Source organism: Streptomyces sp. NPDC054961, assembly GCF_053609145.1.
The window spans coordinates 154661-164918 of record NZ_JBSGWY010000002.1 but is presented as its reverse complement, the minus strand read 5'-3'; the positions used below and the strand labels follow the sequence as shown (position 1 = coordinate 164918).

Sequence of the window (10258 nt, the reverse complement as noted above, 5' to 3'; positions counted from 1 at the left end):
TCTGGCGTGGGTGGTGTTGGTTTGTTTGGTCTTCCTGGTTTCTCTTTTTCTCCTCCCGCCCCCCCCCCCCCCGCCCCCCCCCCCCCCCCCCCCCGCCCCCCCCGGCCCGCGGATCGTGCGGACCGGGGAGGAGCTGGAGCGGTACCTCGCCGAGGCCTTCGCGCCCGCCGCCGGGCCGCGCGAGGACCTGCTGGTGGAGGCGTACGTGGCGGGCCGGACCTGCCACGTGGACGGGGTGGTCGCGGGCGGCCGCACGGTGATGGCCTGGCCCTCGCGGTACGCGTACGACCCGGTCTCCTGCGGAAGCGGTGGCGGGGCGCTCCTGGACCTCACCCTGGACCCCTCCGACCCGCTGACCCCGCGGCTGCTGGCCCTGGTCGAGGACGCCCTCGGGGCGCTGGAGGGCCCCGCGGACCACGCCTTCCACGCGAAGGTCTTCCACACCCCGGACGACCGGCTGGTGCTCGGCGAGATCACGGCCCGGCCCGCGGGCGGCCGTGTCCAGGACGTGCTGGGCGCGGTCTTCGGAGTGCACCCGGTGGAGCTGGCGGCGCGCGCCCAGGTGGGCCTGCGGCTGCCGGCGGTGGAGGCCCGCGCACGGTCCGGCGGGCGGCTGGAGCCGGTCCGCATGGCGGGCCAGGTCCTGATGATGAAGCGGATGGGAACGGTCCGCTCCCTTCCCACCACGCCCGAGGAGCCGTGGGTCGAGTTCTACGGAGTCTTCGCGGAACCGGGAGAGGCGATCGGGGCCGCCGTCGATGCCTGCGATTTCCTTGCGGTTGCGGTGCTTTCGGCCCCCACTCGGGCGGAATGCGAGAAACGTCTGCGGGCTTTGGGGCGACATTTTGAGACAGACATCGTGGTGGATTGACGCAATGTCAGCCAACCCGGTATCTCGCACTCGAAACGTGGACTAGCCCTGGATCCCGCCTAGTTCCCGTTGTACTGTCCGTGCGTGGTATCGGAGGGGGAACCGTTGGGGAACGGTTCCGGGGAACCTCTGGTGTGTCGAAAGCGGAACGCACGACGTCACAAACAAGGGGCGGGGAAAAAGAAAATGCGCACCAAGCTGGCCGGAATCGTCGGAATCGCCGGAATCATCGCACTGGGCCTGACGATCGCACTCGGAGTAAGCGGAGACCTGGAATCCAATTCCGGTAACCAGCCGTCGGTGCAGGCCGAGGACGTCGGCCCGCGCAACCCGTCGCCCGCCCCCTCTCCCGGCGTCTGACACCAGCGCCCGGCACGGGCGCCCGGAGCCACGACGCACGGCGGCCCACCCCCTGTCCGGGGTGGGCCGCCGTCGTACGCCACCGGGGGCCCGGCGGGTCAGTGCGGGTCGCGCGCGTCCTGGGGCACGCCCATCGAGTCGAAGAGCGCCTCGGACCGCGTCCGGTACTCCCCGGCCCGTGCACCGTCCCCGAGGGCGGCGGCGGCCTGCGCGATCCCGGCGAGGGCGCGGGCCTCCTCCATCCGGTACTCCGCCGCGGCCGCGCGGCGGTACACGCCCTCGAACAGCTCCAGGGCGAGGGCGTGCTCGCCCCGGTCCAGCCGCAGGGTGCCGACGAGCCGCTCGACCTTCATCTGCCGGGCCGGGGACGCCCGGCGCCGGACCAGCTCCATCGCCTGCTCCTCGCACCGCCGCGCCTCCCCGGCCTCGCCGAGGAGGTGGCGGACGTGCGCCATCAGGGCGAAGGTCACCGCGAGGTTGTCGGGCTGCCGTGATTCGTCGACGAACTGCAGCGCCCGGACCAGGCACTCCTCGGCCTCCGGCACGCGCCCCAGGGCGAGCAGCGCGCTCGCGAGGTCGTTGCGCGCGGCGACCTCGCCGTCCAGGCTGCTCACCTCGCGCGCGAGCTCCACGGCCCGCTGAGCCGCCCCGAGCGCGTCCTTCGGGCGGCCCAGCGACCCGTAGGTGGTGCTCACCGAGCACATCAGGTGCAGTGCGGCCTGGACGTCCCCGGTCTCCTGGTGCACCTCCACGGCCAGCTCCTGGTAGCGCAGCCCCTCGGCGAGCTCGCCGAGGCTGCTGTGCAGCAGCCCGAGCATCTCCAGGCAGCTGCCCTCCCCGATGCGTTCGCCCTCCGTGCGGGCGAGCGCGAGCGCCTCCTCCGTGAGGGTGATGCCCTCACGGAGCCAGCCGAGTTTCCACAGCGGGACCACCTGGTTGGTCAGGCTGATCCGCAGCCCCTGGACGTCGCCCAGCCGGCGGGCCGCCGCGATCGCCATCTCGCCCACCCGCCGGTACTGCTCCATGTAGGTGCGCATGTTCAGGAAGAACGACAGGTTGCGGGTCGTGTACACGACGTGCCGCAGGAAGCCCCAGGTCTCCGCGAGGGAGAGGGCCGCGGCCACCGCGCCGGCCTCGCGGTCGAACCAGGCGGTGGCCGCCTCGGCGCCCGCCAGCGGGGGCAGCGCCGCCGCCGTGTCCCGCAGACCCGTCTCGTACGGTGACCGCGCGGGGAACAGGACCGCGCACGCCGCCTCCGTGGCCGCGTAGAAGTAGTCCAGCAGCCGTTCCACCGCCGCCGTGTCGTCCGTGGCCGTCTCCGTGTTGCGCAGGCTCTGCGCGAAGCTGCGCACCAGGTCGTGGAAGGCGTAGTAGCCCAGCTCGTGCTGCTGGACCAGGTGCATGTCCAGGAGGTCCTCGAGGAGGTCCTCCGCGTCGCGGGTGTCCGTGGCGAGCAGGGCGGCGGCCGAGTGGAGGTCGATGTCGGTGCCCGGGTGCAGGCTCAGGAGCCGGAAGGCGTCGCGGTGTTCCTCGTCCATCGCCTGGTACGAGAGCCGCAGGGTGGCGGCGACGCTGCGTTCGCCCGAGCTCAGCTCGTCCAGCAGCCGGGTCTCGTCGCCCAGACGGTCGACCAGGTGCTGCACGGTCCACCGCGAGCGGTTGCGCAGCCGGGCCGTGGCGATGCGCAGGGCCAGCGGCAGATGGCCGCACAGGGCGGCCAGCGAGCGGGCGGCCGCGGGTTCCCGCTCGGTCCGCTCCCGGCCCAGGGTCTCGGTGACCAGCGCCATGCTGTCCTCGGGGGACATCACCCCGATCGAGATCCACTGCGCGCCGTCCAGCTCGACCAGCCGGGCCCGGCTGGTGACCAGGACGAGGCAGCCGGGCGAGGCGGGCAGCAGCGGATGCACCTGGGCGGCGTCGCAGGCGTTGTCGAAGAGGAGGAGCAGCCGCCGGCCGACCAGGGTGGCCCGCCACAGGGCGGCCCGCCCGGCCGGGTCCTCGGGGATCCGCTCGCCGGGCACCCCGAGGGTGCGCAGCAGGCTCGCGATCACCGGACCGGGCTGGAGCGGCTGCTCGCCGGGGGTGTAACCGCGCAGGTCGACGTGGAGCTGGCCGTCCGGATACTGCTCGGCGAGCTGGTGCGCGACGCGGACCGCGAGCGCGGTCTTGCCGGTGCCGCCCATCCCGTCGACGGCGACGATCCGGGTCCGGGCGTCGGCGCCGTCCGGACCGTCCGCGTGCCCGTTGCCCGCGGCGGCCAGCAGGGAGCCCAGCTCCCGGCTGCGTCCGCTGAAGTCGGAGAGGTCGTACGGGAGGGTGCAGGGCGCGACGCCGGCCCCCGCGGCCCCGCCCCCGCCGGTGGCCTTGCGGGCGTCGGCGGCCGGTGTCGGCCCGGCGGGGCCGGAGCCGGAGCCGGAGGCCGCGGTGTCGGCGGCTCCGGCCGGGGCGGCGGGAGCGGGGGAGGGCGCGCGGGCGGCGGCCGGCGCCGGCCGGTCCGGGGCCGCGGGGGCCGCGAGTTCCGGGCTGTCCCGCAGGATGCCCTCGTGGAGCCGTCCGAGCCGGGGGCCGGGGTCGACGCCGAGTTCCTCGACGAGGAGCTCGCGGACCCGGCCGAACTCCTCCAGGGCCTCGGCTTGGCGCCCCGAGCGGTACAGGGCCAGCATCAGGTGGCCGCGCAGGGTTTCCCGCAGGGGGTGGGCGTCGACCAGTTCGCGCAGGTCGCCGACGAGTTCGGCGCTCTCGCCGTGGTCCAGGCGGAGCTGGTAGAGCTGTTCGGCGGCGGTCAGCCGGCGTTCCTCCAGGGCGGTGGCCGCGGCTTCGACGACCGGTCCGCCGGCACCTGCCAGGACGGGCCCCCGCCACAGTCCCAGTGCGGTGCGCAGTGCGCTCTCGGCGTCCGAGGAGCGTCCGGCGGCCAGTGCCTCGCGGGCCAGCCGGGTGTGCAGCTGGAAGAGGGAGAGGTCAAGCTGCCCGTCTTCCAGGACGGCCCGGTAACCGGGTCCGTCGGTGGCGATGAGGTCGCTTCCGCCGGGTATCCGCCGACGGAGGTCGGCGACCGCCTTGCGGATCTGGTGCGAGGCCGTGATGGGGGATTCGTCCTCCCAGGCGGCCTCCACGAGTCGTGCCACGGGTACGACGCGGCCCGGTTCCAGAAGCAAAGTGGCAAGCACTCTTTCCTGGATGGGGCCGCCGAGTCTCAGCCGGTTTCCATCGGACCAGCCCTCCAATGAGCCAAGGAGATTGAACCTCACCTTCGTATCGTTTTGCTCCGCCATGTCCCCCACCAGTCGTACGCGTAAACCCCCAGGCAGAGGCCACGCATGAGAAAGAGACTAGAGGGTTCCGGGTAGGAGCGGTACTGGTCAGGGAGGGGATCGGGGAGGCCGAAACTGAAGCTTTACGGGGGGTGGAACATCGTGCGAACGGAGTGTCCGGGAGGGAATTCAGGCGCCTCGGGGGGAGTCGGGCGCGTGCTTCGCTGGCGTTCGCATTGCGTTGTTTCGTCCTCGCTCCGGGAGGGCTGAGCGGCGGCCGCCAGGTCCCGCGGGGCGCACGGGACGCGCGTCAGTCGGCGAAGCGCCCGAAGCGTCCCTTGTGGAAGAGCAGCGGCTCGCCCTCGCCGGCCGCGCCCATGGCCTCGACCTTGCCGACGACGATGAGGTGGTCCCCGCCCGTGTGCACGGCGTGGATCCGGCAGTCGATCCACGCGGGGACCGCGTCGAGCTGCGGTGATCCGGTGGAGGGGGCGGGCGTGTGGGCGACCCCGGCGAACTTGTCGGCCCCGCTGACGGCGAACGCCCGGCACAGCTCGCCCTGCTCGGCGCCGAGGATGTTGACGCAGAACACCCCGGCGCGCGCGATGCGGGGCCAGGTGGTCGAGGTGCGGGCCACCATGAAGGTGACCAGTGGCGGGTCGAGGGAGAGCGAGGCGAAGGACTGACAGGCGAACCCGGCCGGGCCCTCGTCGTCGGTGCCGGGCGGGGCGGTGATGATCGTGACCCCGCTGGCGAAGTTCCCCAGTACGGCCCGGAACTCGGCGGGGCTGACGGGCGCGCGTTCGTCCTCGCCGACGGCCCGCAGGGCGGGGCGCGGGGTGGGGTCGACATGGCCGGGTCCCGGCTCCGGCTCCGCCACGGCGGAGGTGGGGGAGCCGGCCGTTCTGAGGTATCGGACGACGGTGGCCGCCATCCCTGCGTGTCCCATCACCCGACCGATTGAAGCTGACGGAGCGTCAGATGGGAAGGCCGGTGCAGGGTCCGCGTCGATCGGACGCGTCGCGCCGACGGCGGGGGCTCGCCCCGGGGACCCGGCGGGGCAGGGCGGGGCGGACGAAGGCGTAACGGTGGTGTGGCGGTGGCGGTGGCGGTGGTGGTGGCCGGGGCGGTGGCAGGGGGCCGTCAGGGTGAACCCAGGACCGTGCGGGGGCCCGCAGCCCGCGGGCCCCGCGCCCGCTCGGCATCGTGGCGGGGACCGCGTGACGGACCACCACCCGACCGCACGGACCCAGGGAGAACACGCATGCTCGGCACCGACTTCCGTACCGGATCGCCCAACTGGCTCGACCTCGCCAGCCCCGACACGGGGTCGGCCCTCTCCTTCTACACCGGCGTCTTCGGCTGGGACTTCCTCGCCCTCGGCCCGGAGGCGGGCGGCTACGGCTTCTTCCAGATCGGCGGGAAGACGGTCGCCGCGCTCGGGCCGCTCACCGAGGAGGGCGCCACCTCCGCCTGGATGCTGCACTTCTGCACGCCGGACGTCCGGGCCACCACGGAGGCCGTCAAGGCGGGCGGCGGAACGGTGCGCGTGGAGCCGATGGACGTCATGGGCGAGGGCGTGCTGGCGCAGTTCACCGACCCGCAGGGCGCGGAGTTCGCCTGCTGGCAGCCCGGGAAGACCGCCGGGCTGGACCTGGCCTCCGCCGTGAACACCCTGGTGTGGGCGGAGCTGCACGTACCCGACCCGGTCGCCGACATCGCCTTCTACGGCAGCCTGTTCGGGTGGCGCTCCGCCGAGATGCCGGCGCCCGGGATGACCTACCGGGTACTGAGCACCGCCGACGGGGACCAGGAGGAGGCCTCCTTCGGCGGCGTCGCGCCGCAGGGCGAGGGCGCGGGCGCCGGATCGAACGAAGTGCCGCGCTGGGTGCCGTACTTCCACGTCGCCGACGTGGACGCCACCGTCACCGCGATCCGGGGCAGCGGCGGCTCGGTGCTGATGCCGGCCGCGGACGTGCCGGAGGTCGGCCGGATGGCATGGACCGCGGACCCGGCGGGCGCGGTGTTCGCGCTGCTCACGCCGGACCCGCGGATGTGAGGCCCCCGCGGGCTCGGCAAGATCCGAAAGCGACGGCCTAGCGGCCGAGGTACTTGGGCGTGCGCCGCTCCACGAAGCTGGCCACTCCCTCGTTCGCGTCGGCCGTGGTCATGTTGAGTTCCTGGGCGGTGGCCTCGGCGGCGAGGGCCGTCGCCCGGTCGCCGTCCAGGGAGGCGTTGACCAGCTGTTTGGTCAGGGCGAGGGCGCGGGTGGGGCCCTGCGCGAGGCGCTCGGCCCACTCCCGGACGGTGTCCTCCAGGGCCTCGGCCGGGACCACCTTGTTGACCAGGCCGAGGCGTTCGGCCTCGGCCGCCGGGACGGCGTCGCCGAAGAACATCAGCTCCTTCGCCTTCTGCGGGCCGACGAGGCGGGGGAGGAGGTACGCGCCCCCGCCGTCCGGGACCAGGCCGCGGCGGACGAACACCTCGATGAAGCGGGCCGGTTCGGCGGCGATGACCAGATCGCAGGCGAGCGCGAGGTGCGCGCCGATGCCGGCCGCCGTGCCGTTCACGGCGGCGAGGACCGGCTTCTCGCAGTCGAGCACGGCGGTGATCAGCCGCTGGGCGCCGAGCCGGATCATGCGGGCCACGTCGCCCGCGACGCGTTCCGCCGTGGCGGGCGCCCCGCGCAGGTCGGCGCCCGCGCAGAAGCCCTTGCCGGTGGCGGTGACGACGACGGCCCGCACGGCGGGGTCGGCGGAGGCCTCGGCGAGCAGCGAGATGACCCGCTCGCGCTGGTCCCAGGTGACGGCGTTCATGGCCTCGGGCCGGTTGAGCGTGATCCACGAAACGCCGTTGTCGATGCGGTGGAGGACTGCGTCCTCGGGGGTGGGGGCCATGGTGGAACCGCCTTCCGGGGGTGGTGGGGCGTACCGGGCACGTGCCGGCCGCGGGGGGCCGGCTCCCGGGGGCGGCCGGGGGCCGCGCTGCGCGCGCGGGGGCGGGGGCGGCCCCCGGGGGAGCCGCGGCGGCGCCCCCCGCCCGCGGCCCCCGCGCCGGGGGGGGGGGGGGGGGGTCCGCGCCCCGGCCCGCCGGGGGGGGGCCCGGCCCCGGCCCCCGCCCCTCCACCGGCGCGGGGCCCGGGGCCGTCAGCGACAGATGGCCAGCGCGTCCAGCGCCACCGCGCCCTGTCCGCGCGGCAGCACCATCAGCGGGTTGATGTCCAGCTCGGAGAGCTCGTCCCCGAGCTCCATCGCCATCCGCTGCACCCGCAGGACGACTTCCACCAGCGCGTCGACGTCCGCCGGCGGCGCCCCCCGGACGCCTTCCAGCAGTGCGTGCCCGCGCAGCTCGGCCAGCATCGCCCGGGCCTGGTCCTCGCCGAACGGCGGCACCCGGACCGCCGCGTCGTGCAGCACCTCCACGAGTACGCCGCCCAGGCCCACCGTCACCGTCGGGCCGAAGAGGTCGTCCTGCGTGACCCCGACGACCATTTCGACCCCGCGCTCCACCATCTGGCAGACGAGGATCCCGTCCAGCGGGACGTCCTCGTAGCGTGCGATGTCCGTCAGCTCCCGGTAGGCGTCGCGGATCTGGCTCGCCGAGGTCAGGCCGATCTTCACCAGCCCCAGCTCCGTCTTGTGCGCGAGCTGGGGGCCCGAGGCCTTCATGACCACGGGGTAGCCCACCAGTCCGGCCGCCCGTACGGCGGCCGCCGCGCTGGTCACCAGCTGCTCCCGGGGCACCCGTATCCCGTAGGCGCGCAGGAGCTGCTTCGCCGCGTGCTCGCTCAGCTGCTGGCCCGGGCGCATCAGCGCCTGCGCCTTGCGGAAGGAGGGCGACAGGGTGCGCGGGGCGTCGTCGAAGGGGGAGCGGTAGGCGGCGGTGAAGCGGTGGTGGCCGAGGTAGGCGCGGACGGCGGTGATGCAGTTGCCGAAGGTGCGGAAGGTCGCCACGCGGGAGGATCCGAGGAGCGTGGTGCGGTAGGCCTCCTCGGTGCCGACCGGCGAGCCCCAGATCACGCAGATCAGCTTGTCGGTCCGCTCGGCCGCGTCCACCAGGTCCTGTGCGAGCTTGTCGCTCATGGGCGGGAAGGGCCCGGTGATCGGGCAGATCAGGACCCCTACGGACGGGTCCGCGAGGATCGCGTCGATGATCTTGCGGCCGCGCCAGTCGCCGACGGGGTGGCCGCCGTTGTCCACGGGGTTGGAGACGCCCAGGTACTCCGGGATCCACTGGTGGAGTTCGTCCTGCTTGGCCTGGGAGAGCGTGGGGATGCTGAGCCCCGCCTCGGTGGCCAGGTCGGAGAAGTGCGCGCCGGTGCCGCCGGAGATGGAGTACACGACGACCCCGTCGGCGAGCGGCTTGCGCGCGCGGGCCAACAGGGCGGCGGTGTCCTGGAGTTCGTCCAGTCCGTCCACCCGGATGACGCCGAACTGCCGCATGGCGGCGTCCACGACGGTGTCCGCGCCGGTCAGCTTCCCGGTGTGGGAGGCGGCCATCCGGGCGCCGGTCTCGGTGCGGCCTACCTTGACGGCGACGACGGGCACGCCGTTGCGCGCGGCCCGGTCGGCGGCGAGGAGGAACTGCCGGCCGTCCTTGAGGCCCTCCACGTAGCAGGCGATGGCTCCGACCTCGGGGCGCTCGGCGAAGTAGGAGATGAAGTCGGAGGTCTCCAGGTCCGCCTCGTTGCCCGTGGGGGCCCAGTGGGAGAGCCGGATGCCCAGCTCCTGGAGGGTGTACACGGGCCGGCCCTGGTGGCCGGACTGGGTGATGAGCGCGATGGCCGGGCCGTCGAGGTCGTCGCGGAACTTCTCGAAGGCGTTGAGGTTCGTGTTGGGGCCGAGCAGGCGCAGGCCCGAGCGCCGGACGGCCGCGCCGAGGCGGGCCTGCGCGGCGGCGCCCTCGTTGCCGGTCTCGGCGAACCCGGAGGCGAAGGCGACGGCGAACTTCACCTTGGCCTCGGCCAGTTGCTCGACGATGGGCAGCGGGTCGGCGACGAGGAGGACGGCGAGGTCCACCTGTTCGGGGAGATCGGCCACGGAGGCGTGGCAGGGCAGCCCGAAGACGCTGGCGCGGGTGGGGTGGACGGGGTGGAGCCGGGCCCCGACGCGCTCGGCCCAGGCGATGAGCTGCCGGGTGATGCCGGTGTTCGGTCTGCCGTCGGCGTCCGAGGCGCCGATGACGGCCACGGACTCGGGCCGGAAGAACCGGTCCAGGTCGGGAGCGTCGGCGTGCAGGGGCCGGCCGCTGACGTCCAGCGCGACCGTGTCCTCGGCGGACGGAGCCGCCGTGGAGTGGACGGCTGTCCTGGGGCTCTCCCCGCAGGCCTCGACGCGTGCGCGGAAGTCGGTGGTGAGGGTGCCGTGAGTAGATCCAAGCATCGTTCCGCCCGCTCCTGCTCGATGAACCTCGACGAATCTCGATAACTGACGTGTAGTCAGATTACTGAACTGACGCGTCGTCAGGAACAGGGATGCGCAGGAAAGGTGGTGGAGGTGGTGTGTGGAACGCCGTGGAACGGCCCGGTATCGGCCCGTCAGCGGTTCAGGAACGGTCTCAGATCACCCCGGGGGAGGTCCAGACCGGTATTCGGCCGAGGTCGCACGGCGTCAGCGCGGCGCCCGCGCGGCGCTCCAGGGCCACGAGGCGCTCCAGGGCCACGAGGCGCGCCGGGGTCACGCGGCGCGCCGGGGGGGGGGGGGGGGCGCGGCGCCGCGGGGCGCCCCCCCGCCGCGAGGGGCGCCGCCGACGGCGCGCCGCCGCGGGCGGGGTC

The 10258-nt window shown here is 74.0% G+C and carries 8 protein-coding genes; 3 read left to right on the top strand and 5 right to left on the bottom strand.

Annotated features, from left to right (window positions below; translation table 11 throughout):
* The first annotated feature begins 115 nt into the window (after window positions 1-115).
* Both ACWF9Z_RS02925 and ACWF9Z_RS02920 read left to right on the top strand, forming a co-directional pair.
* A complete protein-coding gene (locus tag ACWF9Z_RS02925) occupies window positions 116-871 on the top strand; it encodes a hypothetical protein (protein WP_453596792.1) in 756 nt (251 codons plus the stop codon).
* Window positions 872-1057: 186 nt separating this feature from the next.
* Entirely contained in the window at window positions 1058-1231 is a 174-nt protein-coding gene (locus ACWF9Z_RS02920) for a hypothetical protein (RefSeq protein WP_453596790.1), read from the top strand.
* A gap of 98 nt (window positions 1232-1329) precedes the next feature.
* Here the strand turns inward: ACWF9Z_RS02920 and ACWF9Z_RS02915 are convergent, their stop codons facing one another.
* Together ACWF9Z_RS02915 and ACWF9Z_RS02910 are read right to left on the bottom strand one after the other, a co-directional pair.
* Window positions 1330-4359 carry an AfsR/SARP family transcriptional regulator gene (locus ACWF9Z_RS02915; RefSeq protein ID WP_453596788.1) on the bottom strand — a complete coding sequence of 1010 codons (3030 nt, stop codon included), beginning with the start codon at window positions 4357-4359 and terminating at the stop codon, window positions 1330-1332.
* 436 nt (window positions 4360-4795) lie between these two features.
* Entirely contained in the window at window positions 4796-5419 is a 624-nt protein-coding gene (locus ACWF9Z_RS02910; protein ID WP_453597203.1) for a flavin reductase family protein, read from the bottom strand.
* Between the two features lie 330 nt (window positions 5420-5749).
* Between ACWF9Z_RS02910 and ACWF9Z_RS02905 the strand changes: the two genes are divergently transcribed.
* On the top strand, window positions 5750-6544 hold the full coding sequence (locus ACWF9Z_RS02905) for a VOC family protein (protein WP_453596786.1): 795 nt from the start codon (window positions 5750-5752) through the stop codon (window positions 6542-6544).
* A 37-nt stretch (window positions 6545-6581) separates the two neighbouring features.
* On the opposite strand, the gene ACWF9Z_RS02900 is transcribed toward ACWF9Z_RS02905, so the two are convergent.
* The 3 genes from ACWF9Z_RS02900 to ACWF9Z_RS02890 all read right to left on the bottom strand — a co-directional run bounded on the left by ACWF9Z_RS02900 (window position 6582) and on the right by ACWF9Z_RS02890 (window position 10164).
* Window positions 6582-7382 (bottom strand): enoyl-CoA hydratase/isomerase family protein, encoded by an 801-nt coding sequence (locus ACWF9Z_RS02900; protein WP_453596784.1) that lies wholly within the window; start codon window positions 7380-7382, stop codon window positions 6582-6584.
* 249 nt (window positions 7383-7631) lie between these two features.
* The gene (locus ACWF9Z_RS02895; RefSeq protein WP_453596783.1) at window positions 7632-9866 is read right to left on the bottom strand and encodes an acetate--CoA ligase family protein; all 2235 of its coding nucleotides are present in this window, start codon (window positions 9864-9866) and stop codon (window positions 7632-7634) included.
* 175 nt (window positions 9867-10041) lie between these two features.
* On the bottom strand, window positions 10042-10164 hold the full coding sequence (locus ACWF9Z_RS02890) for a hypothetical protein (protein ID WP_453596781.1): 123 nt from the start codon (window positions 10162-10164) through the stop codon (window positions 10042-10044).
* Window positions 10165-10258 lie beyond the last annotated feature (94 nt).